We start from the raw sequence: 23,386 nt of genomic DNA on the forward strand, positions 1-23,386 counted from the left end.
GAGTTTGCTTGTCCATGAGCGTTTGCGGCTACCTCTACACGCCCGCCCATGCCTCTTGGCCAGACCAGGAGCTGGCCTGGTTGAAAGCACACGGGGCCGATCCCATCTGGCACGACTGGGGATCCCGCATCCATCTGGAAGAGCTGTTGCAGGGCATTGCCGCCGGATCGGTGCAGCAGGTGCTGCTGGTGCGCCTGGCGGATCTGGGGGATCGAGTGGAGGAAGTCCACCAACGGCTATTGCAGATCCAACAAGCGGGGCTCCGCCTCAGCTTGGTCAACGAGTCCGGCCTGCACACCCCCAGCGCTGCTGCCGATTGGATCCCGCTGCTGGCCGAGCTCCCCCATCAATTGCAGAGCCGCCGCCTCTGCTGCAGCCAAGCCCAAAACCGTCTAGCGGGCAAGCCTCCCCCTGGGCCTGCCCCCTTTGGCTACCGCCGCGAAGGGGATCGCTACGCGCTGGATCGCCGCCAAGCCCCCATTGTTCAGGATTTTTTCCAGCACTTTCTTCTCTACGGATCCTTGCGCCAGGCGGTGCGCTTCATCGCTGAAAAACACCACAAGCGCATTTCGGTGGCCACCGGGCGCAACTGGCTGCTCAACCCGGTCTATCGTGGAGATCTGGCCTACGCCGACGGCACCGTTCTGCGCGATACCCACCCGGCTCTCCTCAGCCGCGCCGAGGCCGCCCAGATCGATCGCTGGCTCAAACGCAACCAAAAGATCCCGCGCCGCAGCGCCAGCGCCCCCCGCGCCTTGGCCGGCCTAGTCCATTGCCGCGTCTGCGGCAGCCTTCTGCGCATTGTGCAAACCACCCCTCGCAAGGCCAAGAAGAACGGCTCCTCCTACCTCTACCTGCGTTGCCAAACCTGTCGCTACAGCCTCCACTACGCCGCCGTTCTGCAGGAGGTGATCCGCCAAGTCTGCCAACAGCTCCCCCAGCGGGCCCAAAACCTGGATCGGCAGGCCCTGGATCAAACCCGCCAACAGCTCCAAGCCCAGATCCAAGCCAACAGCGAGCGGCTGCGACAACTGGAGGAGCTGCAGCAATCTGGACTAATGGACGAACCTGCCCTGGCCCAGCGCTGCTACCAGTTGCGGGCGGAAACGGCCCGCTTGGCCCAAAAGCTGGAACAGCTCCCCCCCGCCAACTTCCTCCAGATTGCCCAAACTCTCTCCATCCCGCCCTTCTGGCAAGACCTCAGCGAGAGTGAGCGCCGCGCCTACCTGCGGGAATTCCTGCGCAGGGTTGAGGTGGATTCTACAGGGGCCGTGCAGATGACCTTTGCCTTCGATCCCTAAGGGATCCCTTTTGAATTGCCGATTCCGCCGCTCCTCTGGACATTGAGACAATTCTTGAGACCCGCCCTCACACCGGGAACAGGGATCCCGCCAGCCGTCTCCATCGGGTTGACGGGAGGACGTTTGTCGTCAGCGCTCGTCAGAGGCGAGGAGAGAGGCATCATTTGCTTTTGATCTACTTTTATACAAAAACAAAAAACAAAAGCTGATAAACAGCTAAAATCTAGCTCTAAAAATCTTTTGGACGGAATTTTGTCTGTCCAGCGATTTAGGAAACTCCTTTAACCTGTTTTAGACTTCCCTTAACTCTTCTTAACACTTCTCAGGAGGTGGATGGGCTGCCGATAATGGCCTTTGCCAGGCTTGTGGAGGAACGTGCTGTGAAGTTGGCAGTTTACGGAAAGGGTGGGATCGGCAAGTCCACCACCAGTTGCAACCTCTCGGTGGCTTTGGCCAAGCGGGGCAAAAAGGTTCTGCAGATCGGCTGTGATCCCAAGCACGACAGCACCTTCACCCTGACCGGCTTTTTGATCCCCACCATCATCGACACTCTGGAGGCCAAGGGCTACCACTACGAAGACATCTACCCGGAGGACGTGATCTACCGCGGCTATGGCGGCGTAGATTGCGTCGAGGCAGGCGGTCCACCGGCGGGGGCCGGCTGTGGCGGCTATGTGGTGGGGGAGACCGTCAAACTCCTGAAGGAGCTAAATGCTTTCGATGAATACGACGTCATTCTCTTCGACGTGCTGGGGGACGTGGTGTGCGGCGGCTTTGCTGCCCCCCTCAACTACGCCGACTACTGCGTGATCGTGACCGACAACGGCTTTGACGCCCTCTTTGCCGCCAATCGCATTGCCGCCTCGGTGCGGGAGAAGGCCAAAACCCGCAAGCTGCGGCTGGCCGGGTTGATCGGCAATCGCACCAGCAAGCGGGATCTCATCGACCAATACGTCTCGGCAGTGCCCATGCCCGTGCTCGAGGTGTTGCCACTGGTCGAGGACATTCGCATCTCGCGGGTGAAGGGCAAAACCCTCTTCGAGATGGCAGAGACGGATCCCAGCCTGGAGCCCGTCTGTCAGTACTACCTGAACATCGCCGACGAGCTGCTGGCCCGCCCGGAGGGGATCGTGCCCCGGCCTGCCGAGGATCGGGAGCTGTTTGCCCTGCTTTCGGACTTTTACAAAACCCCCGTGCGGGAGCCGGCGCTGGTGTAAGGGATCCTAAGCCTGCCAGCTTGCCGGTGTGTCTAAAAGTGAAGCAATTGTTTCGAAAAACCGTCGCAAACCTTATCAATTCGTTGTCTGGCCCGCTTTCCACTCCAAGATGGATTGTGCAGGAAATCCCTCTTGAGGACATGGCAGAGGAGTTGGATATGCAAGCACAAGCGCAACCCACCGTGGTGATTACCGGAGCTTCTTCCGGCGTCGGCCTGTATGCGGCTTTGGCTTTGGCCAAGCGGGGCTGGCACGTGGTGATGGCCTGTCGGGATCTGGACAAAGGCCGGCGGATGGCCCAGCAGGTGGGGATCCCCCAGGGCAGCTACACCTTGATGCCGATCGATCTGGCCAGCCTGGCCAGTGTGCGGCAATTTGTCGAGCAATTTCGCCAGTCGGGCCGCTCTCTGGATGCCCTGGTGTGCAACGCCGCCATCTACATGCCCTTGCTCAAGCAGCCCCTGCGCAGCCCGGAGGGCTATGAGCTGACCATGGCCACCAACCACCTGGGGCACTTCTTGCTCTGCCATTTGATGCTGGAGGATCTGAAGCGCTCCACTTACCCGGATCGGCGGCTGGTGATCTTGGGCACCGTCACCCACAACCCCAAGGAGCTGGGGGGCAAGATCCCGCCCCAACCCCACCTGGGGGATCTGCGGGGTTTTGCCCAGGGTTTCAAGGAGCCGATCAGCATGGCCGATGGCGGCAAGTTCGATCCCGTCAAGGCCTACAAAGACAGCAAAGTCTGCAACATCCTCACCATGCGGGAGCTGCACCGCCGCTTCCACGAGAGCACCGGCATCACCTTCCTCTCCCTCTACCCCGGCTGCGTGGCGGAAACAGGCCTCTTCCGCCATCACTATCCCCTGTTCCAAAAGCTCTTCCCCTGGTTTCAAAAAAACATCACCGGTGGCTATGTCTCCCAGGAGCTGGCCGGCGAGCGGGTGGCCCAGGTGGTGGCGGATCCCGAGTTTCGCCAGTCAGGGTTCTACTGGAGCTGGGGCAACCGGCAACGCAAGAATGCCAAGCCCTTTAACCAAGAAGTCTCGGACGAAGCAGGGGACGAGGCCAAGGCCAAGCTGCTCTGGGATCTGAGCGAAAAATTGGTGGGCGTGCCCCAGTTGGTCGCCCTCTAGCTTGACAAACCCTTTTCTAGGAGCCGACGATGACTGCTGCTGTGGATACTTCCAATACCCTCCACTTTCAATGCGAGACCGGCAACTACCACACCTTCTGCCCGATTAGTTGCGTGGCCTGGCTCTACCCCAAAATCGAAGACAGCTTCTTTTTGGTGATCGGCACCAAAACCTGTGGCTACTTTTTGCAAAATGCCATGGGGGTGATGATCTTCGCCGAGCCGCGCTATGCCATGGCCGAGCTGGAAGAGGGAGATATCAGCGCCAAGCTCAACGACTACGAGGAGCTGAAGCGGCTGTGCCTGCAAATCCAGCGGGATCGCAACCCCAGCGTCATCGTCTGGATCGGCACCTGCACCACCGAGATCATCAAAATGGATCTGGAGGGCCTGGCACAGAAGCTAGAGGCCGAGATCGGGATCCCGATTGTGGTGGCGCGGGCCAACGGCCTCGACTACGCCTTTACCCAGGGGGAAGACACGGTGTTGGCTTCCATGGCCCAGCGCTGCCCGGAGCAGGTGCAGGAAGAGGAGCGGGAGACGCGGGGCGGCCTGCAGGCCCTTTTCTACGGGCTGCGCTCCGGCAAAAAGAAAGAGGAAGAGGGCTTCCACCCCCACCCGCCGCTGGTCATCTTCGGCTCCGTGCCGGATCCGGTGGTTACCCAACTCACTCTGGAGCTGAAAAAATACGGGATCCGCGTCTCCGGCTGGCTGCCGGCCAAGCGCTACGGGGAGCTGCCGGCCATCGAGCCGGGCACCCATGTGGTGGGGGTGAATCCTTTCCTCAGCCGCACCGCCACCACGCTGGTGCGCCGCAAAAAGGCCAAGCTCATCCCTGCTCCTTTTCCCATCGGGCCAGATGGCACCCGCGCCTGGATCGAAGCCATTGCCCGCGAGCTGGGGATCCCGACTCCAGGCCTGGCAGAGCGGGAAGCGGAAGTGTGGCGCCACCCCCAAGTTCAAGAGTACCTGGGCCTGCTGCGGGGCAAGAGCGTCTTCTTCATGGGGGATAACCTGCTGGAGGTCTCCCTGGCCCGCTTCCTGGTGCGCTGCGGCATGACGGTGCAGGAAATCGGGATCCCTTACCTCGACAAGCGCTACCAAGCCGCCGAGCTGGCCCTCTTGGAGCGCACCTGCGAGGAGATGGGGGTGCCCAAGCCCACCCTGGTGGAGAAGCCGGATAACTACCACCAACTGCAGCGCATCAAAGCCCTGCAGCCGGATCTGGTGATCACGGGCATGGCCCACGCCAACCCCCTCGAGGCCCGCGGCATCACCACCAAATGGTCGGTGGAGTTTACCTTTGCCCCGATCCACGGCTTCGGCAACACCCAGGCGCTGCTGGAGTTGGTCACCCGCCCGCTGCGGCGCAACGCCGCCCTCAAAGGCTTGGGCTGGGAACAGTTGGTACGCGAAGAAGCTTCTGTCTAGCCCTCTGGCTCCTCGTTGTCGAAGAGCAAGCCGTCCAGGTGATCCGGAAGTTGCTGCCGGTCGATCCAGACCATGCCCGCCAAAATCGCCTCGGCCTCATTTTGGAAGTAGCCGTAGGCTTTGGCAGCAGGCTCCACTGAGCCATCCTGACGTAGCCGCTGGCAGCAAAAGATAAACCCCTTGTCGGTAGTTTGGGTGGTGATGCGCCAGTTGCGGTGGATGTGCTCGGCCATGGTCGGGGATCCCAATGCAGCAAGGGAGCTCCCTCACCCCCAACCCCTCTCTCAAGGGGAGAGGGGAGAAAAACCCTAGAGCGTGCGCAGCACCTCTCGCGCTGCCTCTAGGGTTCTCTCCACATCGGCCTCGGTGTGGGCCAGGGAAGTGAAGCCGGCCTCAAATTGCGAGGGCGCCAGATACACCCCCCGCTCCAGCATGCCGCGGTGGAAGCGGGCAAACTTCTGCAAATCCGAGCGCTTGGCCTCCTCGTAGTTGCGCACCGGGCCGGCGGTGAAGAAAAAGCCGAACATGCCGGGCAAATAGCCCCCGCACATCTCATGACCGGTCTCTTGTGCAATCTGCAGCAGCCCCGTCGCCAACTGCTCGGTAATCCGCTCCAGATACTCATAGGTACCGGGTCGGCGCAAGATGTCCAGAGTGTGGATCCCGGCCGTCATGGCCAGGGGGTTGCCGGAGAGGGTGCCCGCCTGGTACATGGGCCCCGCCGGCGCCACCATCTCCATAATCTCCCGCCGACCGCCGTAGGCCCCCACCGGCAGGCCGCCGCCGATCACCTTGCCCAGGGTGGTCAAATCGGGGATGACGCCAAACTTGGCCTGCACGCCGCCGTAGCTGATGCGAAAGCCGGTCATCACCTCGTCAAACACCAGCAGGGCGCCATACTTTTGCGTCAGCTCCCGCAAACCCTCCAAAAAGCCCGGCTGCGGCGGAATGAAGCCGGCATTGCCCACCACCGGCTCCAGGATCACGCCGGCAATGGAGTCGGGATACTGCTCAAACAGAGCCTTGACTGCCTCTAGGTCGTTGTAGGGGGCGGTCAGCGTGGCACTGGTGGCAGCCTTGGGCACCCCCGGCGAATCTGGCAGGCCCAGCGTGGCTACCCCCGAGCCGGCCTTGACCAAAAACATGTCCGCATGGCCGTGGTAGCAGCCCTCGAACTTGATCACCTTTTCCCGCCCGGTGTAGGCCCGCATCAGGCGCAGCGCCGCCATGCAGGCTTCGGTGCCGGAGTTGACAAAGCGCACCATCTCCACGCTGGGCACCGCCTCGATCACCCGCTCGGCCAGCTCGTTTTCCAAAACGCAAGGGGCGCCAAAGCTGGTGCCTTTCTCCAGGGCCCGCCGCAACGCCTCGATCACCTCGGGGTGGGCGTGGCCGACAATCGCCGGCCCCCAACTGCCGATGTAGTCGATGTACTGGTTGCCATCCACATCCCAGGCGTAGGCGCCGGCAACGCGGTCGAAGACGACGGGATCCCCGCCCACCGACTTAAAGGCACGCACCGGAGAGCTGACGCCCCCCGGCATAAGCTGCTGCGCCCGTGCAAAGATCTGCCTGGAGCGGCTGGTGTTAAACGAGCGAGTGGGGAGAGTGCTGGTCATACTGGGAGCTGTTCAACGCATCTTCTAGGCTAGCAGGCAAGGAGACCTGCTGGTGGACTGCTGCCCTCTCTTTTGGTTTTAGTTACTTGGGCTTCCTTCTGGGGGATCCACCCACCGCCCATCGGCTTTGATGAGCTCGATCAGCGCCTGGACGCCCTCCGACTCGGGCACCTTCTTCACCTCCTCCTTTCCGCGGTAGAGGGAGATGTAGCCGGGGGTTTTCCCCACATAGCCGTAGTCGGCGTCGGCCATTTCCCCCGGCCCGTTGACGATGCAGCCCATGACGGCAATGTCGAGGCCCACCAGGTGCTGGGTTGCGGCCCGCACCTTCTGCAGTACTTCCTCCAAGTTGAAGAGGGTGCGGCCACAGGAGGGGCAGGCCACATATTCCACCATGGTTTTGCGCAGGTTGAGGGCCTGCAAGATGCCGTAGGCCACCGGGATCTCTTTTTCCGGGGCTTCGGTTAGGGAAACCCGAATGGTGTCACCGATCCCCTCGGCCAGAAGCGTCCCGATCCCCACTGCCGATTTGATGCGGCCATATTCTCCATCGCCGGCCTCGGTCACCCCCAAGTGGAAGGGGTAGTTCAGGCCCAAGGCATCGAAGCGGCGGGCCGCCAGCCGGTAGGCCGCCAACATCACCTGCGGACGGGAAGCTTTGAAGGAAAGAACTACGTTGTGGAAGTCTTGCTCGGCGCAAATCTCGGCATATTCTAGGGCCGACTCCACCATGCCCTCTGGAGTGTCTCCATACATGAAGAGCATGCGCTCGGCCAGGGATCCGTGGTTGACGCCGATGCGCAGGGCTTTGTTCTGAGCTTTGAGGGTCTGCACCAGGGGGGTGAAGGTTTCGCGGATCTTATTGCGGATGGCCTCCAGTTCGGCTTGGGTGTACTCGGTGCGACCGGGCTGCGGCTTTTCCAGGACGAACAGACCCGGGTTGATGCGCACCTTGTCCACGTATTGGGCGACCTCCAGGGCGATCTTGATGCCGTTGTGGTGGACATCGGCCACCAGCGGCACCGGCTTGTAGGTTTGGATCAGCTTGCTCCGAATCGCCTCCATCGCCTTGGCATGGGCCATGCTGGGAACGGTAACCCGCACGATCTCCGAGCCCGCCTCGTGCAGACGACGGATGGCCGCCACCGCCGCATCGATGTCGAGAGTGTCTTCGTTGATCATGGACTGCACCACCACCGGGTGCTGGCTGCCGATCAACACGTTGCCTACGGCTACGGTGCGGGTAGGACGACGGGGGTAGACCGGTTCTGGGTAGGGCTGCTGAGAGGGCGCGTTGGGCCGATCTAGAGTCTGCATGGCTTGCTAAAAAAGGGCTGCTCTAGCTTGATTGTAGGCCGAAATGCCAGCAAGACCGAGGATCTCCCCGCTTGGCCCACAGCTCCGACCCCCCGGCTTTGGCTAAAAAGCGCGGCACAGGTCTAGGGGTAGAAGGCGCAAACGAGCTGACTTCTCGGACAAATGGCGCAATAAAGAAAAGTCAAGCCAATCAACTGCCCCAGGGGAGCAGGATCACTCTCGATGAAGCCGTCCTAGCCGCACAAGCCGCACAATTTGCTAGAAACTAGGGTGTCGGTACTCCCTTTGTCAAGCTGGGCAAACTCCCCTGCCATTCTTGCCAGGGGGACGGTGGCTTTGAAGCAAGCCCGCCTGCCTTGGACGGCAACAGGGTGTCAAAGCAAAACACCCTGAGTTCCAAGATGAGCCGTATGCACCTGGGAGCTCTAGAGGGAGAGAGAGCAATCCCCGGTTAGCGGTATAACCTCGGTCTCAAAGGTTTCTAGAGAAATCCCTCCGCACGAGCAGGCAGCGTTTTGGCTAGGGCCGATAAGCAGGAATTAAAATGCTCCCCTTGGGCTGGCGCGAGGGCGTCCTTTGCGGCCAAGTCTGAGGTGGAGGCAAGCCGCCCCTGAAAACGGCACTCAAGGGCCTAGGGGAACTGTCTACAGGGAAAGAGGCAACTGCCGGCGCTGAGGGTGCTCTTGGAGCCGCTCAGCATCTGTCCTAGCGGAGAAGACAGGGCTTCAGCCATCCGATTCCGTGGGCTGATCCCTGAGGAGGTGGCTGCGAATAAAGTCTTTGGGCGTCACGCTTTCCACAAACTTATGGAAGGCCTCCCGCTCTGCCTCGTCGGCATCTTGGTTCATCGGGATCGAAGCTTCCGCAATCACCTCTTCTACGGTCCAGATGGGGGCATGGGCCCGCAAGGCAAGGGCAATGGCATCGCTGGGGCGGCAGTCGATCTCCTGCTTTTTATCGCCGCAGACTGTAACAAGCACTGCATAGAAGGTGTTGTCCAGCAGCGCGTGGATGATAACCCGCTCCAGCTTGATCCCCCAAGCTTTCCAGGAGTTCAGAATAAGGTCGTGGGTCATGGGGCGGAGGGGCTTTTGGTCGTCCAGCGCCTGCAGAATGGCGTTGGCCTCCGCTCTTCCTACCCAGATGGGTAGGGCACGCCGCTCATGGGTATCGCGCAAGATGACAATGGGAGCCTGGTTGACAGCGTCGACCGCGATCCCAGCCACATGCATCTCGATCATGAGCACTCGCCTCCAGCCTTCAGACCTCGATCGTATCCACTGGTAGCAAACTTTGGCAACACAGCATGGGCTCGGTTCGTACATCACTTGAAGTGGCCCTCATCGGTGGCACCAGCGAAAGCCGCAGCTTGGCCCACGTCCTCAGCCATGAGGGGATCCCTTGGATAGCCACCGTCACCACCGAGGGCGGAAGAAGGCTGTATCGGGATCTGCCCGGCCAGGTGGTGGTGACGCGATTTTCGCCGCCATCTTTGGCACAATTCCTACAGGAACACGGGATCCGCGTGCTGGTAGACGCTTCCCATCCCTTCGCCCAGGAGATCTCGCAACTGGCCATGCAGGTGACCGCCCAACTGGGGATCCCCTACCTGCGCTACGAGCGCCCCCCGGTGGCGTTGGATCCCTGGGTACAGGTGGCGCCGGACTGGCAGGCGGTGCTCACGGATGGCGTACTGGCGGGGCGGCGGGTGCTGCTGACGGTGGGGGTGAAGGCATTGCCCCTGTTTGGGCCCTGGCAGGATCGCTGCCAACTGTGGGCGCGGGTGCTGCCGGAGTCGGTTCCCCAAGCGGTGCAAGCCGGGATCCCTGCCGAGCGGGTGATCGGAATGCGCCTGCCCCTCAGCTTTGAGCAGGAACTGCGGCTTTGGCAGAGTCTAGATCCTCAGGTAGTCATCAGCAAGGAGTCTGGAGAAGCGGGTGGGCTGGCCGTCAAGCAGGCAGTGGCCAAAACCCTGGGGATCCCGCTGTGGGTCATCCGGCGGCCACCCTTGCGCTATCCCTGGTGCAGCCAGGATTTGACAGCGGTGGTGCAGGAGTGCAAGCGCCGACTGGCCAGAGCTCACGCTCAAACAAATCAAAACGGCTCCTCGGCGGGCAGGTCAGCCTCCCGGTCTTGACGAGATCCCAGGAGTTCGAGGCGATCTACGGCAATGACGGGTCTTTGGCGATCCTCACCGGTGGATTTGTCTTTCCAGCGATCGAACTTGAGGCTGCCGGTTACCCCAATGAGGCTGCCCTTGCGCACATATTCTCCGGCCACCTCGGCGGTGCGCCCCCACAGCTCTAGGTTGAACCAATCGGGCTTGTCTTCGCCTTTGCGGAAGCGGTTCACCGCCAAGCTAAAGGTACACACCACCCTGCCCGACTCAAAGTAGCGCACCTCCGGATCCATGCCGGCTCGCCCCACCAAGGTCACCAAGTTCAGGCTCATGGGCTTTTCTCCAGACAGTCTGCAGCTTTCAGCCTTTAGTTGTAGCGCTTGCAAGGGATCCCTGTCATCTTGGCAACGACAGTCTCAGCCGATCCCGTCAGCGGGCCGTAGGCCTTGCGGATCTGAGCTGGGGGAGAGTCTTCAGGATATCTCCCGATTCTCCTGCGGGGATCTCGGTTGATCGGGAAGAAGAATCTTTGCTCTCATGGACTGGGTGGTTGCAGGGGGGGCGCTGATCGTGTTGCAAAGATTTACAATATCAGAAGCTCCAGAGCACCTGCCGGCCTAGGCCCCTGATCCCGACAGACAGATTGCCACCGGCCAGCAAGAAGGGCTCATCACTGCAAGAGGACGCATTCAGCACCAGTTCCTATGGAATTCATCTACGCATACGCCTGGTTGATCCCCGTTTATCCGTTGGTGGCGGCTTTTTTACTCGGCTTGGGCATTTTGCTGTTCAATGCCTGGACAAGGGCCAACCGCTCTCTGGCCGCCTTCTTGAGCGTGTTCGCGACGGGAACGGCGATGGTTCACGCCTTTGCCCTCTTGGCCGGCCAAGTGCAGGGCCATGAGACCGTTCTCAAAACCCTCACCTGGGCTCAGGCGGGCTCCTTCTCCCTGGACATGGGCTTTGTGGTGGATCACTTGAGCGCCATGATGCTGGTGGTGGTAACCACGGTGGCCTTTCTGGTGCAGATCTACTCCGACGGCTACATGGCCCACGACCCTGGCTATGTGCGTTTCTACGCCTACCTGAGCCTGTTTGCCTCCTCGATGCTGGGCCTGGTGGTCAGCCCCAACCTGGTGCAAATCTATGTCTTCTGGGAGCTGGTGGGGATGTGCTCCTACCTGCTGATTGGCTTTTGGTACGAGCGGCAGGCAGCGGCGGAGGCAGCCCAGAAGGCGTTTGTCGTCAACCGGGTGGGGGACTTTGGGCTGTTGCTGGGCATTTTGGGCTTCTACTGGATTTCCGGCACGTTTGGGTTCGAGGAGCTGGCTTGCAATGTGGAGCAGATGGTGGCCAACGGCGCGGTGAGCAGCAGCTTGGTTGCCCTGTTTGCGGTGTTGGTGTTCTTGGGCCCGGTGGCCAAGTCGGCCCAGTTCCCGCTGCACGTGTGGCTGCCGGATGCCATGGAAGGCCCCACGCCCATTTCGGCCCTCATCCACGCAGCCACGATGGTGGCCGCCGGGGTGTTCCTGTTGGCGCGCATGTTCCCGCTGCTGGAAGGGATCCCACCAGTCATGGACCTCATCGCCTGGACAGGGGCTGGCACGGCCTTTTTGGGGGCCAGCATTGCCATCACCCAAAACGACATCAAAAAGGGCCTGGCCTACTCCACCATTTCCCAGCTGGGCTACATGGTCATGGCCATGGGATCCGGTGCCTATGGGGCAAGCTTGTTCCACCTGATGACCCACGCCTACTTCAAGGCGCTGCTCTTCTTGGGCTCTGGCTCTGTAATTCATGGCATGGAGGCGGTGGTGGGCCACGACCCGGTCTTGGCCCAGGACATGCGCCTGATGGGAGGGCTGCGCAAGTTCATGCCCGTTACGGCCTTCACGTTTTTGATCGGCACGCTGGCCATCTGTGGGATCCCGCCCTTTGCCGGCTTTTGGTCTAAAGATGAGATTTTGGCCGCGGTTTTTGAGCGCAACCCGGCCCTCTGGGGGGTGGGCTTCCTCACGGCGGGGATCACCGCCTTCTACATGTTCCGCATCTACTTCCTCACCTTTGAAGGGGAGTTTCGCGGCACCAACCTGAAGCTGCGGCAGGAGGTGGCCGTCAGCCAAGGCCGACCGGTGCCGGCTTTTGCCTACGCGTTTGCCGGGAAAGAGGCGGCCTATGGTCCCGGAGCCATGAACATTTACGAAAAGCCCCAGCCCAGCAGCCATCCCGAAGCTGGGGGAGAGGGACACGAAGGGCATGGCCACGCTGCCGAGCCGCATGAATCTCCGGCATCGATGACGATTCCGCTGGTGGCGCTGGCCGTTCCTTCCGTGCTGATCGGCTTGGTGGGCACTCCCTTTGCCAACTTCTTCGAGGCTTTCATCCATGCGCCTGGTGAGTCTGCAGCAGAAACTGGTTGGGCCCAGGTGGCCGCCGAGTGGCAAGCGGTGCTGGCCGGCCACTTCGATTGGGCAGAGTTTCTGATCATGGCGGGCAGCTCGGTGGGCATTGGGCTGATCGGCATTGCCCTGGCGGGTCTTATCTACTGGCAAAAACGTATTGATCCCAGCACCTTCCCCCAAAGTCTGCAACCCCTGTACTACTTCTCCCTCAACAAGTGGTACATTGACGACCTCTACGAGCGGGTCTTTGTGCGGGGCACCCGCTTTGTGGCGCGGGAGGCCTTGGAGGTGGACAGCCGCATTGTGGATGGGGTGGTCAACTTGACGGGCCTGGCGACCATGGTCGGCGGCGAAGTGATGAAATATCTGGAGAACGGCAAGGCGCAGTTTTACGCTTTGATCATCTTTGCGGCGGTGGTGGTGATGGTGGTGCTTTCTGGGGTTGGGGTCTAGCCCAGGAGCATGACTCTAGTCAATGATATGCTGGACTATACTGAAAATAATGTACAATATGTTCAGTATGGCTGCTTGGTATGGCTAGGTATGTAAAACCGAGAGAAGCGGCGGATTATTTTGGGGTGTGTCTCCACACCTTGAGGCGATGGGAACAGAAAGGCTGGATCAAAGCAATACGTACTCCATCTGGTAGGGCAAGAAGGTATGACCTCGACAGCTACATCAGAACGCCAAAGAAAGCCAAACGAGTCGTTTTGTACGCCCGAGTCAGCAGTCGAGGGCAAAAGTCAGACTTGGAGAGACAGATTGCAAGACTGGTTAACCTCTATCCTGGAGCCGAAGTGGTCGGAGAGGTTGGCGGCGGCCTCGACTTCAAAAGACCAAAGTTCCTTGCCTTATTGGAACGAGTCCGTGCAGGAGATATCGGAACGATTGTGGTCGCTCACCGGGATCGACTCTGCCGGTTTGGATTTGAGTTCGTTGAGTGGTACTGCCGTCAATACGGGTGCGAAATCTTGGTTCTCGATGACGATCACCTTTCTCCCCAACAGGAACTGGTTGAGGATATCCTCACCATCCTGCACTGCTTCAGCAGTCGGCTCTACGGACTCAGAAAATACCGGGCTGCAATCGAGAAAGATACGGATTTATCCGGAGCCAGCGCTGGCTAAAGTTTGGAAGCGGTGGCAAGCGGCGTGCCGGTACTGCTACAACCAAGCGATTGCCTATCAGCGTCAGCATGGTGCCCCAAAAACGGCCAGAAAGCTGCGGGACATCATCCTGCACTCCGACCTGCCCGGGTGGGTGAAGGACGCCCCCTGCCACATCAAGCAGAACGCGGTCGTCGAGGCGTGGTTGGCGTTCCGCCGAAGCAAAGACGCGAGGTTTCGCAGTGTGCGGGACAGGTCGCATACGCTGCAATTCAACGCCGGCAACTTTCGCAATGGGACGTGGTATCCGAAACTCACCCGAGGTTTGGCGTTCCGTGCATCCGAGGAGATGCCCAGAGAGTGGGTACGTGGAACTGAGCTAATGCGGGTGAAAGACAGATGGTATGCCATCTTTCCTGAGCCCGTGAACGAGCAGTGTTCGTTAGCAAAGGGGGTGATCGCACTTGATCCTGGAGTAAGAAGCTTCCTTACAGGGTTTGATGGGGCGGGCTTTGTAGATATCGCCAAGGGAGACTTTGGCAGGATCGTTCGGCTGTGCTACCACCTAGACGATCTGCAATCTAGGCTGAGCAAAGCGCCGAGACTCAAGCGTAGGCGAATGCGGCAAGCGGCGTTTCGTCTGCGGGAGAGAATCAGGAACTTGGTGGGCGAGTGCCATCGCAAGGTAGCGGCGTTCCTGACGGATAACTACCGATTGATATTCCTCCCCACTTTCGAGTCAGCCAAGATGGTTGCCAAGGCAGGGAGGAAGTTTGGTAGCAAGACGGCAAGGGCGATGCTCACCTGGGCGCACTATCGGTTCAAGCAGTTCCTGAAGTTTCAAGCCAAGAAGAAAAACGTGGTTGTCGTGGAAGTATCGGAAGCGTACACCAGCAAAACCTGTACCAAGTGCGGGCACATCCACACCAAGTTGGGTGGCGCAAAGGTGTTTCGATGCCCAAAGTGCAACCATAGGCTACCACGAGATTGGCAAGGCGCTCTGGGTGTTATGCTCAGGGCTTTGCGGGATACCGCCTTTCTGTTTGGACTCCGTCCGAGTAGCGCGGTCGCGTCAGCGTCGCGTAGTGACAACGGAAACGGACAGAATGCTATCGCTTCACCGCTGAGCAGTAATGCTCAGCAGTGTTCAGCGTAAATGTATCAGCTCGGTTGCTGCTGATCAAGGTTTTGCCATCAGCAGTAAACTAACCGGCTCCGACCGCCCCCCTCAATCCCCTCGTATACGGGGGGCAGGGGGGCCGGGGGGCAAGTCTTCCAAGGCAATAGGACTGTTGGTTGCCTGCGCCCTACAAACAATCGCTTTGGAGAGGCAGTGATTCACCCAAGCCTGAGAGCGTCTCTCCCTGCCAGACAGCCGCTGAGCGACCGAAGTACACGCGCCCTTGTCATTCGACTCTCCGCACAACACCGGAGCGCACCCTGCATTGCACAGTTTCTCGGATGCCACCCCGCCACTGTCCTCAACGACCTCAAGCGAGGGCAACAGCGTTGCTGCGATGGGCTTGCGGACGGCAAAGCACTTGGCGCTCCCCCAAAAGTTACCCCTGGGGTGAAGGCTTACCTTGTCACCCTGCCTGCCGAAAACTGCATCTAGGCAGCCACGCAACTGCAAGTGCATCTCTTCACACTCACCCGACACTTGAAGCAGCTCTACGGCGCCGCTGTTGAGGCCCAGATCCTGGGGCAGTTGCGCCAGCAGCTCGACTCGGCTGCTGCAAGGGAGGAGGCGGCTCTATGCCGAAGCTGTAGCCCACCTGGCGCACAGTGTGAATGAGGCGGGGTTGGTGCGGATCGCGCTCCAGTTTCTTGCGCAGGGAGAGGATGTGGGTATCGATGGTGCGGGGGTTGGCGGTGGAATCGGGCCAAGCCCGCTCCAGCAGCTCCTGCCGCGAGAGAGGATCCCCATCGGCCTGGATCAGCACCATCAGCAAGCTAAACTCCTGCGGGGTGAGGTCGATGCCTTGGCCGGCCAGGGTGACGCGCCGCTGCACCAGGTCGATTTTCAGATCCCCATACTGCAGGAAGGTGGGGGGAAGGCTGCGCCGCAGCCGACGGGTCAGGGCCTGAATGTGAGCATCCAGAAGGGGCAGACTAAGGGGCTTGGTGAGGTAGTCGTCTGCGCCTGCCTTCAGCCAAGCGATGATGTCGGCTTCCGCTCCCTGTTGGGAGAGGAGCAAGATCAACACATCGCAATGGCGATGCGCCCACCGGCATAGTTGGAGTCCGGCACGGCTGGACAGCTCCGCATCCAAAATTAAGAGGTGGACAGGCTGCTGTTGCAGCAGGGTTTTGGCTTGGCGAATGTTCTCCGCTTCCCAAACCCGGTGCCGTGCCTGTTGCAGATGCCAACCCAGCAAGCTGCGCAGATGAGGGTTGCCTTCTGCCAGCAAGATGTGCAAAGGTTGCATGGCTACTAGGTTGGATCCCGCCCTCATCATAGACAGCGGGCCACCTTCGGACAATGTTGTTCGCCCGCTACCGGTTGGACAGCCCTCTATCCAGACCATGGCCGATTCTCCATCCCCTATCTCCGAACGTAAGCAGGATCACCTGGACATTGTTTTGCGGCAGGACGTAAACGCCAGAGGGATCCGCACCGGATTTGAGCGGTTTTTCTTCGAGCACGTGGCGCTGCCGGAGCTGCTGCTGCCCGAGATCGATCTCAGTTGCCAGTTTCTGGGAAAACGCCTGCAGGCCCCTCTGCTGATTAGCAGCATGACCGGGGGGACAGACACTGCCCGGGAGCTAAACCTGTACCTGGCGGCTGCCGCTCAAGAGCTGGGCATTGCCATGGGGGTGGGATCCCAGCGGGCAGCTTTAGAACACCCGGAGCTGGCCCAGACTTACCAGGTGCGCCCAGTGGCTCCGGATATTCTGCTTTTGGCCAACCTGGGCGCTGTGCAGCTCAACTACGGCTATGGCCTGGAGCAGGCGCGACGGGCAGTGGAGATGATCGAGGCAGATGCGCTGATTTTGCACCTCAACCCGCTGCAGGAGGCGGTTCAGCCCCAGGGGGATCCCGACTGGCGCAACCTCTATCGCCGCATCGAGCAGTTGGTGAACCAGTTGCCGGTGCCGGTGCTGGTCAAGGAAGTGGGCAATGGCCTCAGCGCCCAAGTAGCCCGGCGGCTGGCCGAGTGTGGCGTGGCCGCCCTAGATGTGGCTGGGGCAGGGGGGACGAGCTGGAGCGAGGTGGAAGCCCATCGCCAGACCGATCCCCTCCAGAAACGCATTGCCCACAGCTTCCGGGACTGGGGGATCCCAACCGCCTTGGCCCTGCTGGAAATCCGCCGCTTCCTGCCCAACCTGCCCCTGGTGGCCAGCGGCGGCATCCGCACCGGCATCGATGCAGCCAAAGCCATCCGCTTAGGGGCCGATGTGGTCGGCATGGCCGCTCCCGCTCTCCACGCCGTCTCCCGAGGGCGGGCCCAGGCGGTGGTGGACAGCTTCCGAGCCGTGATCGAGGAGCTGAGGATCGCCGCTTTTTGCACCGGATCGGCCAACTTGGCGCAGCTACGGCAAGCGGCTTTGCGCTGGCAAGATACCTGGGATCCGCTGCCTCCTATCATGGAAAGGGGTTGAAATCAAATTCCTAACACCTGCCACAGGCTCACCTCCAACCCCAGGACGGCCGCCCCTGCCGCACTTGCTTGCAGCTCACAGGCTACGGCGTCGGGCCTCGGGGCGATAGTTCTCCGCAAGGAGACCCCCTCTTTCCCTGGCAAAAAAGTGCCTCTGGAAAGGCTTGGCAAAGGATATCTCCAGCCTCAGGCTTTGAAACGCCGTCTGCGAGGCCTGGGCGGTCTTGGGATCCCTTAGCTGGGGGCTGCCCCAGGAAGCCTTTAGGGAAAGTGCAACTGTCGGCTAATCCGCACCATAGGCCCCAGGCCCAATCGGGTCGGGTTGAGCGCCTGCATCTCAAACAGGGCCAGAATGTGGCGTACCTGCAGCTCTGGCCGGTTGGAATTTACCCCCATCGCCACCACCAGGCCACAATAGCCGCCCGTCTCGCGGCAACGCCGCTCCCAGCGCCTGCGAGCTTTGGCGTGCACGGGATCGTCCTCGGGAAACTCTGCAAACAGGTGCAGGTCGCGGTTGCCCGTTTGGACAATTTCCAAGTCGTAGCGGCTGCCGGCAAAGGGATCCACCCCTGTGTTAAAACAAACACCCTGGGGCCCCCCTTCGCCGCGCAGGTTTTCGATCAATTGCTTGGCCTTGGGGCGGGAGGTGCGCACGATCACCACCGGCAGCCCTTCACCCCTTGGCACCAGCTTACTCTGGGGGAGAGGATGCCATTGCCCTGTGCGGCGCAGCGCCTCTACGGTGGCCCAGGGCAGCACGCCCAGGCTAAGCTGCGCACCCTCAGGCACCAGATCATCTCGCAGCAGGGTTTGGGTGTGCTCTTCTTCGTCTCCTTCTAGCTCCAGAAGTTCTACAGCCAAGTCGGGCAAGGTGCGCACTTGCACCGAGAGGGTTTCCCCTGGGGCCTGGGGGTTGGGAATGCGATACCGCCCCTGACAGGGTTGGAAATCCTCTTCCAGCTTGCGGCGGTACTGCTTCAAAAAACGATGCAAGGCCTCCAAAGCCACCGCCACAGCCGCCGCCTCATCTTCCTGCAAAACAACGCGCAGGCCCTCGAGAGGGTGGATGGTGCCGAAGTTCGGCTCGATTTCTTCGGGATCCAGATCGGCCAAGTCCAGGTCTGATAGCTCGTTGAGTTCGGGATTGCGAGCTTGAAAGGTGAGATAGAGACAATCTTGCCTGAGGAAGGCTTCCTCCATCTCCTCGGAAGTCTCTGGTTGGCCCGCGTCCTGGCGAAACCGTTTGAGGGAGTGCAGCGAGCGATAAAAAAGAACCCCGTACTCCATCCCCAGCCGCCCCATGACCGAGACGTAGAGGGTTTCAATATCCCAGCGATTTAGCTCGATCGCCAAGATTTGGTGATCCTCTAGATAGTCCCAGGGGGCATCTTGCCAGAGGGTGAGGGCTTTGCCGGCCAGCAGCTTCGCGTAGTTCTCCGGCAGCGGCGGCGGGATCCCCTCACTGGCCTCTGCAAAGCTCTGCAGGATCTCGTCGATTAGCGGCAATTCCGGCTGGCATTCCACTTTGATGTCCAGCTCGTGCAAAATGCCGCGCAGGAAAAACTGCACCTCCCGATCCCGCACGACGACCTTTTGCGGACGAGCCGGCAAGGCAGCATTGGGCCGCTCCATAGCCATGATCAAGGTTCGCACCATCGGCTCCAAGCCGGAGCCAGCAGGCACCACCTCCATGGCCCGCACCACGCCCTGAACGCCATCCACCCATAAAATGCACTCCCCCTCAGCCAAGCCGGCGGAGATCTGGGATCCCAGGGCTAGCGAACCTGGTAGGCGGTGGCAATCCCCTTCCCATACCGAGGACACCTGGGGCAGCTTTTGCAATCGACGAACTGTAGCGGCTGGCAGACCCGACATAGACATCTAGAGCAAACAAAGGAACAAATTGGCAGATACCCTGCGCGGGGATCTGAGGGGGTGAGGATGAAGGATCCCCCTGAAGTCAATCTAACCAAACTGCCAGAGTCAAAGCTGAGTGACTGAGCCGCCTGCCAAGCTGATGGTCAGACTCGAACTGACGACCGCTCGATTACAAGTCGAGTGCTCTACCAACTGAGCTACATCAGCAATTTAGCTCTACCGATTCTAGCATTCTCTCTTGGGAAGTTGTCCCCCAGCCGCTGGCTTGCTTCGGGGGGCAAGAGGCGGGGGATGCTTTCTTGACCCAGAGGCCCACCCCCCTCCCAGAGGGAGAGGGGAAGGGAGCTTAGCCTCAACTTGGCAGGACGGCTACTGCTGCTCCGCTGCCGGTTGGGCAATGGGGGCCAAGTAGATCACCAAGGCTCCTGCGAGAAAGCCCAGGATGTTGCGCACCAGCGGGAGCCAATCCTGGGTGCGGGTGATCACCGGGCCGATGCCGAAGGCCCCAAACAAAATGAACCACAAGGGAGAGATAAGCAAAGCCCAACGCCAGTTAAACAGCTCCTCCGCGTGGCGGGGTTTGCCGGCAAACCCGAAGACGATCCCGCCCAAGATAGAGGTGAGCAGCGTCAGGATCCACTGCTCCTGCGGCAGTCCGGGCACCACACGGCAGCCCCCTTGGTGAAAACAGCGATCCAAAACGTCAACGGTTTCCAAAATGGCGCGCTGAGTGCCGTGCTCTCGCACGTAGAACTGGTTGCCGAAGCGAGATTGCAGCTCAATCCAAAAGGTACGCGGCAGGATCTCCCGCACCGCGTCTCCCACGTTAAAGGCCAGCAAGTTGCCTCCCCTGGGATCGGCCACCATCAAAACGCTGCGCTCGTTCAGGCCCCAGTACTCTTTCACTTGGCGGCCTGGGGTTTGGTCAAACTGGGTCAGCACCCGCAGCTTCCAGCCCGTTTCTTCCTCCAACCGGTTCAGATGCTCGGCCAGTTGTGCTTCCTGATTGCTGGTCAACTGATCCGCCAAATCCAAAACCGGCACCGGCGGCTGCGGCAACTCCATCTCCACCACTGGCAAAGCAGGCTGGGCCCAGAGCGGGGATCCCCCACCTAGCCAAATCCACAGCCCCAGGCAAAAGCTTGCCCCGACGCGCAGTATCCGTTGCCATCCGATGCTCATGCTGGTTCCTCTCTTGGCTGTGATGACGAGATACTGAGAACTGGTGTTAAGAAGTATTTCAAGTTCTTACAGATCCATCATGCATCGGGACAAATCGTTTGGCCAGAGGGATCCCTTTTTCTGGGTTTTCTGAGTGGCCCCCGAAAAAGTTGGCAACAGGAACAGGCTCGTGACGCAGCGTGCTGATTTTCTGGTCAATTGCCCATCCAGAGGGCATACTGGTGGCAACAATTTTGGATCCCGAGGGCGTGCATGATGAACTTCAGACGCTGGTTGGGTCTCTGCTGCGCTGGCCTGATGGCACTGCTGCTGACGGCCTGCGGCAAGGGATCCACCCCCTACGACAGCATCGTGGTCAACTTTGTCAACACGGCCACTCCCACTGAGATCGCTGCTCTTGCCAAAGCCTACAATTTGCCGCTGCGACCCAGCAGCAACAGCGCTTTTGCCCGCCAGGAGGCTATCTACCTGTTCGATGTGGATGCGGAACATCCAGGAGCCACACGGCGGCTCATCAAACGGCTCTCGCGGGAAGCCCTGGTCGAGTATGCCCACCCCAATTACCAATTTCAGGCGGCTTTTGTGCCCGACGATCCCCTCTATCCCCAGCAATGGAACCTGCGAGCCATCCGCATGCCGGAAGCCTGGGACATTTCCCAGGGAGAAGGGGTGACGGTAGCCGTGGTGGACACCGGGGTGACGCGGGTGCCGGATCTGGCCCAAACGCAATTTGTGCAGGGCTACGACTTCGTGGACGACGATGAGGATCCCACCGACCTCAACGGCCATGGCACTCATGTGGCCGGCACCATCGCCCAATCCACCAACAACACCCTAGGCGTGGCCGGGGTTGCCTTCAAGGCCAAGATCATGCCGGTGCGGGTGCTGGATGCCAATGGTTTTGGATCCCTGTCAGACGTGGTGGAAGGGATCCGCTATGCTGCCGACCACGGCGCCACGATCATCAACCTCAGCCTGGGTAGCCGCGCTTCGGCCCGACTGATGGAGGAGGCCGTAGCCTATGCCCACAGCAAAGGGGTGACGATCATCGCCGCCGCCGGCAACGAAAACTCAAGCCAGGTGAGCTACCCGGCCCGCTACCCGCATGTCATCGCCGTCTCGGCCACCGGGCCCGATGGCAGCAAAGCCCCCTACTCCAACTATGGGGTTGGGGTAGATATCGCCGCTCCCGGCGGGGCCAAGACTCCCGAGCATCCTGAGCACGGCATTCTGCAGCAGACCATCAACCGACGCAACCCCAACGAGCCGGTCTTTGCCTACTTCCAAGGCACCAGCATGGCCACTCCCCACGTGGCCGGCGTAGCAGCGCTGATCCAGGCTCAGGGCATCAAAGATCCGGACAAGGTGGAAGAGGTGCTGAAGATGTCGGCCACCCCGGTGCCCGGCGACAAGCAGAACTTCTACGGCGCCGGTCGTCTGGATGCTGCCAAGGCGCTGGCCAGGGCCACCGGTCAGCAAGAGGAGAACCCCCTGCTGCTGTGGCTGAAGGACTTCCTGCAATACCTGAACAACAACGGCTACCTCAACCCTCGCTTCTGGTTTGACGGCGGCCCGATTGCCCTGGTGCCCAAGCTGCTGATGGTGGTGGGCGGCTACATCATCCTGGTGCTGATCCGCTGGTGGCTGGCTCCCAAGCCCATGCTGGCAACGGCGCCCCTCCTGGGAGGGATCCTGCTGGGCAGCGCCGGCCTCTTCCCGCTGCAGGGCCTGGCCATTGTGGGTGCCCCTCGCTGGCCCTTCCAATTGGCGGGGAGCTCCCTGCCGGAGCTGGGCACGGCCTTAGCCCAGACCAATGCCTTGAACCCCTTGTTTGCCAGCGTGTTGATCCCAGGGCTGTTGATGGTGCTGCTCCTGGGACATCGGCGCTGGCGTTGGGCGGTTGTCGGCCTCTCCATCGGCATGGCCTCCCATCTGCTTCTAGCTGGATCCCTGTTCTATGAGGGGGTACTATGGCTTGGATCCTCTGCTTGGCTGGGGCGCTCCTTCTTGCTTCTCAATGGTTTGCTCTGCCTGGGCCTGGCCTATTTGGGGGCGCAAGCCATCCTGGATTCCCAGCCCAGCAGCACCGGTTTAGCGCTGAGGAAGTGATGCAAGAATACAGCGGTACCATCGAGTTCCTGGATATCGAAGGGGGGGTGTGGGTGCTGACGCTCCCTTCCGGCCAGCACTACGCCCTCTTCCGCGCCCCCAAAGAGCTCTTACAAGAGGGGTTGGAAGTCACCATCCAGGGACAGCTCAAAGAAGATATGGTGACGGTGGCTCAGGTGGGGCCGGTCTTGGAGGTGAAGAGCTTCCGGACGCAGCCCTAGCTAACCCGATAAACAGCCTGGGATCCCCGCCTGGGGATCCCGATTTTTTTAGAGAGCTTGCTGCGGCTGCAAGGCAGCACCCGCCTTGATTGAAAGCTTGACTAAAACTCGAACCGTTGCATCCCTGCCGTTACCGGATCGAAACCGGCGGGGAAGCAGGTGTTGTGGTTGTACTGGGCTCCGCTTAAATTGGCTCCCTCCAAACAGGCTCCCTCCAGGTCGGCATAGCGCAGATCGGCACAGCGCAAGTCGGCATTGGCCAGATTGCTGCCGCGCAGGTTGGCATAGCGCAGGTTGGCCCCATGCAAGTCAGACCCGCGCAGGTCGGCCCGGCGCAGATCGACCCCCCGCAAGAAGGCGTACTCCAGACAAGATTGGGGAAAGTGACGCTCTCCTTGCCGGTAACGGCTGAGCAGCTCTGAGGCCCCCCGCAGCCCACATTGGGCAATGGTTTGAGTCATAATGCTTCTCCCAACTCAGACCCGATCCTTATATCTCCATCATCTCTACCCTTATTGGCCTGAATGGGTTTTGATCAAAGTTGCTTAACAAATAATTTTGGTTTTTTGGCAAGTTGTTCCCCCCAAGTCTTGCCTACAAGATCTATCCTCAGAGATAGCGGAAACTGCTCCAAACTTAGCTTTGCCAAGTAATATTTCTTAATTCTTTGTTGTGAAGGATGCTGAACAATTGGTCTTGTCTGCGGAGCCGCTCGCCCACTGCAAACTCTGCTAGGCATCTTGGTCC

20 protein-coding genes and 1 tRNA gene are annotated in these 23,386 nt (G+C 60.4%); 11 read left to right on the forward strand and 10 right to left on the reverse strand.

The annotated features are described in order from the left end of the window. The first annotated feature begins 14 nt into the window (after positions 1-14). From CYA_RS11200 to CYA_RS11215, 4 genes are all read left to right on the forward strand, one after another. Entirely contained in the window at positions 15-1,301 is a 1,287-nt protein-coding gene (locus CYA_RS11200; RefSeq protein ID WP_011431180.1) for a recombinase family protein, read from the forward strand. Positions 1,302-1,681: 380 nt separating this feature from the next. After that, a complete protein-coding gene (bchL, locus tag CYA_RS11205; RefSeq protein ID WP_041439195.1) occupies positions 1,682-2,518 on the forward strand; it encodes a ferredoxin:protochlorophyllide reductase (ATP-dependent) iron-sulfur ATP-binding protein in 837 nt (278 codons plus the stop codon). Positions 2,519-2,676: 158 nt separating this feature from the next. After that, a complete protein-coding gene (locus CYA_RS11210) occupies positions 2,677-3,654 on the forward strand; it encodes a protochlorophyllide reductase (RefSeq protein WP_011431182.1) in 978 nt (325 codons plus the stop codon). 29 nt (positions 3,655-3,683) lie between these two features. Further along, positions 3,684-5,084, forward strand: coding sequence for a ferredoxin:protochlorophyllide reductase (ATP-dependent) subunit N (locus tag CYA_RS11215; protein WP_011431183.1), 1,401 nt, complete (start codon positions 3,684-3,686; stop codon positions 5,082-5,084). On the opposite strand, the gene CYA_RS11220 is transcribed toward CYA_RS11215, so the two are convergent. From CYA_RS11220 to CYA_RS11235, 4 genes are all read right to left on the reverse strand, one after another. Continuing rightward, a complete protein-coding gene (locus CYA_RS11220) occupies positions 5,081-5,317 on the reverse strand; it encodes a hypothetical protein (protein ID WP_011431184.1) in 237 nt (78 codons plus the stop codon). The genes CYA_RS11215 and CYA_RS11220 overlap by 4 nt on opposite strands. 75 nt (positions 5,318-5,392) lie before the next feature. Continuing rightward, positions 5,393-6,703 carry a glutamate-1-semialdehyde 2,1-aminomutase gene (gene hemL / locus CYA_RS11225; protein ID WP_011431185.1) on the reverse strand — a complete coding sequence of 437 codons (1,311 nt, stop codon included), beginning with the start codon at positions 6,701-6,703 and terminating at the stop codon, positions 5,393-5,395. 78 nt (positions 6,704-6,781) lie between these two features. Then, positions 6,782-8,020, reverse strand: a complete 1,239-nt coding sequence (gene ispG, locus CYA_RS11230; protein WP_011431186.1) for a (E)-4-hydroxy-3-methylbut-2-enyl-diphosphate synthase — start codon at positions 8,018-8,020, stop codon at positions 6,782-6,784. 725 nt (positions 8,021-8,745) lie between these two features. Further along, positions 8,746-9,261: a bifunctional nuclease family protein gene (locus tag CYA_RS11235; protein WP_041438544.1), complete on the reverse strand. Its 516-nt coding sequence runs from the start codon at positions 9,259-9,261 to the stop codon at positions 8,746-8,748. A gap of 65 nt (positions 9,262-9,326) precedes the next feature. Here CYA_RS11235 and CYA_RS11240 point away from each other — a divergent pair, with 65 nt between their 5' ends. Beyond that, the gene (locus tag CYA_RS11240; RefSeq protein ID WP_228375307.1) at positions 9,327-10,157 is read left to right on the forward strand and encodes a cobalt-precorrin-6A reductase; all 831 of its coding nucleotides are present in this window, start codon (positions 9,327-9,329) and stop codon (positions 10,155-10,157) included. On the opposite strand, the gene CYA_RS11245 is transcribed toward CYA_RS11240, so the two are convergent. Then, a complete protein-coding gene (locus CYA_RS11245; RefSeq protein ID WP_011431189.1) occupies positions 10,115-10,471 on the reverse strand; it encodes a single-stranded DNA-binding protein in 357 nt (118 codons plus the stop codon). The genes CYA_RS11240 and CYA_RS11245 overlap by 43 nt on opposite strands. Before the next feature lie 372 nt (positions 10,472-10,843). Here CYA_RS11245 and CYA_RS11250 point away from each other — a divergent pair, with 372 nt between their 5' ends. From CYA_RS11250 to CYA_RS11255, 3 genes are all read left to right on the forward strand, one after another. After that, positions 10,844-12,994 (forward strand): NAD(P)H-quinone oxidoreductase subunit 5, encoded by a 2,151-nt coding sequence (locus tag CYA_RS11250; protein WP_011431190.1) that lies wholly within the window; start codon positions 10,844-10,846, stop codon positions 12,992-12,994. Positions 12,995-13,074: 80 nt separating this feature from the next. Continuing rightward, positions 13,075-13,668, forward strand: a complete 594-nt coding sequence (locus tag CYA_RS14200; protein ID WP_011431191.1) for an IS607 family transposase — start codon at positions 13,075-13,077, stop codon at positions 13,666-13,668. After that, positions 13,556-14,803 (forward strand): RNA-guided endonuclease InsQ/TnpB family protein, encoded by a 1,248-nt coding sequence (locus CYA_RS11255; RefSeq protein ID WP_148203209.1) that lies wholly within the window; start codon positions 13,556-13,558, stop codon positions 14,801-14,803. The genes CYA_RS14200 and CYA_RS11255 overlap by 113 nt, the downstream gene beginning before the upstream one ends. Before the next feature lie 493 nt (positions 14,804-15,296). On the opposite strand, the gene CYA_RS11260 is transcribed toward CYA_RS11255, so the two are convergent. Next, entirely contained in the window at positions 15,297-16,076 is a 780-nt protein-coding gene (locus tag CYA_RS11260; protein ID WP_011431193.1) for a response regulator transcription factor, read from the reverse strand. 97 nt (positions 16,077-16,173) lie between these two features. Between CYA_RS11260 and fni the strand changes: the two genes are divergently transcribed. Next, positions 16,174-17,250 carry a type 2 isopentenyl-diphosphate Delta-isomerase gene (fni, locus tag CYA_RS11265; RefSeq protein ID WP_041438548.1) on the forward strand — a complete coding sequence of 359 codons (1,077 nt, stop codon included), beginning with the start codon at positions 16,174-16,176 and terminating at the stop codon, positions 17,248-17,250. Positions 17,251-17,510: 260 nt separating this feature from the next. On the opposite strand, the gene CYA_RS11270 is transcribed toward fni, so the two are convergent. The 3 genes from CYA_RS11270 to CYA_RS11280 form a co-directional block, all read right to left on the reverse strand. Beyond that, positions 17,511-19,073, reverse strand: a complete 1,563-nt coding sequence (locus tag CYA_RS11270; protein ID WP_228375309.1) for a DUF6930 domain-containing protein — start codon at positions 19,071-19,073, stop codon at positions 17,511-17,513. Positions 19,074-19,261: 188 nt separating this feature from the next. Beyond that, positions 19,262-19,334 (reverse strand) — tRNA-Thr (locus CYA_RS11275). Between the two features lie 162 nt (positions 19,335-19,496). Further along, a complete protein-coding gene (locus CYA_RS11280; RefSeq protein ID WP_011431197.1) occupies positions 19,497-20,192 on the reverse strand; it encodes a TPM domain-containing protein in 696 nt (231 codons plus the stop codon). A gap of 369 nt (positions 20,193-20,561) precedes the next feature. On the opposite strand from CYA_RS11280, the gene CYA_RS11285 reads away from it, so the two are divergent. Together CYA_RS11285 and CYA_RS11290 are read left to right on the forward strand one after the other, a co-directional pair. Beyond that, the gene (locus tag CYA_RS11285; RefSeq protein WP_011431199.1) at positions 20,562-22,418 is read left to right on the forward strand and encodes a S8 family serine peptidase; all 1,857 of its coding nucleotides are present in this window, start codon (positions 20,562-20,564) and stop codon (positions 22,416-22,418) included. Then, positions 22,418-22,639, forward strand: a complete 222-nt coding sequence (locus CYA_RS11290) for a hypothetical protein (protein WP_011431200.1) — start codon at positions 22,418-22,420, stop codon at positions 22,637-22,639. Before CYA_RS11285 ends, CYA_RS11290 begins: the two co-directional genes overlap by 1 nt. Positions 22,640-22,740: 101 nt before the next feature. Here CYA_RS11290 and CYA_RS11295 read toward each other — a convergent pair whose 3' ends face one another. Then, positions 22,741-23,100: a pentapeptide repeat-containing protein gene (locus tag CYA_RS11295; protein WP_011431201.1), complete on the reverse strand. Its 360-nt coding sequence runs from the start codon at positions 23,098-23,100 to the stop codon at positions 22,741-22,743. Between the last annotated feature and the right edge of the window lie 286 nt (positions 23,101-23,386).

This window comes from Synechococcus sp. JA-3-3Ab (assembly GCF_000013205.1).
Classification (GTDB): domain Bacteria; phylum Cyanobacteriota; class Cyanobacteriia; order Thermostichales; family Thermostichaceae; genus Thermostichus.

Coding starts and splice junctions, on each gene's coding strand:
- CYA_RS11240 (WP_228375307.1), top strand. CDS start 9,327: ATGGGCTCGGTTCGTACATCACTTGAAGTGGCCCTCATCGGTGGCACC.
- ispG (WP_011431186.1), bottom strand. CDS start 8,020: ATGCAGACTCTAGATCGGCCCAACGCGCCCTCTCAGCAGCCCTACCCA.
- CYA_RS11245 (WP_011431189.1), bottom strand. CDS start 10,471: ATGAGCCTGAACTTGGTGACCTTGGTGGGGCGAGCCGGCATGGATCCG.
- CYA_RS11220 (WP_011431184.1), bottom strand. CDS start 5,317: ATGGCCGAGCACATCCACCGCAACTGGCGCATCACCACCCAAACTACC.
- hemL (WP_011431185.1), bottom strand. CDS start 6,703: ATGACCAGCACTCTCCCCACTCGCTCGTTTAACACCAGCCGCTCCAGG.
- CYA_RS11210 (WP_011431182.1), top strand. CDS start 2,677: ATGCAAGCACAAGCGCAACCCACCGTGGTGATTACCGGAGCTTCTTCC.
- CYA_RS11200 (WP_011431180.1), top strand. CDS start 15: ATGAGCGTTTGCGGCTACCTCTACACGCCCGCCCATGCCTCTTGGCCA.
- CYA_RS11285 (WP_011431199.1), top strand. CDS start 20,562: ATGATGAACTTCAGACGCTGGTTGGGTCTCTGCTGCGCTGGCCTGATG.
- CYA_RS14200 (WP_011431191.1), top strand. CDS start 13,075: ATGGCTAGGTATGTAAAACCGAGAGAAGCGGCGGATTATTTTGGGGTG.
- fni (WP_041438548.1), top strand. CDS start 16,174: ATGGCCGATTCTCCATCCCCTATCTCCGAACGTAAGCAGGATCACCTG.
- CYA_RS11290 (WP_011431200.1), top strand. CDS start 22,418: ATGCAAGAATACAGCGGTACCATCGAGTTCCTGGATATCGAAGGGGGG.
- CYA_RS11235 (WP_041438544.1), bottom strand. CDS start 9,261: ATGATCGAGATGCATGTGGCTGGGATCGCGGTCGACGCTGTCAACCAG.
- CYA_RS11295 (WP_011431201.1), bottom strand. CDS start 23,100: ATGACTCAAACCATTGCCCAATGTGGGCTGCGGGGGGCCTCAGAGCTG.
- CYA_RS11260 (WP_011431193.1), bottom strand. CDS start 16,076: ATGCAACCTTTGCACATCTTGCTGGCAGAAGGCAACCCTCATCTGCGC.
- CYA_RS11250 (WP_011431190.1), top strand. CDS start 10,844: ATGGAATTCATCTACGCATACGCCTGGTTGATCCCCGTTTATCCGTTG.
- CYA_RS11215 (WP_011431183.1), top strand. CDS start 3,684: ATGACTGCTGCTGTGGATACTTCCAATACCCTCCACTTTCAATGCGAG.
- CYA_RS11280 (WP_011431197.1), bottom strand. CDS start 20,192: ATGGAGTTGCCGCAGCCGCCGGTGCCGGTTTTGGATTTGGCGGATCAG.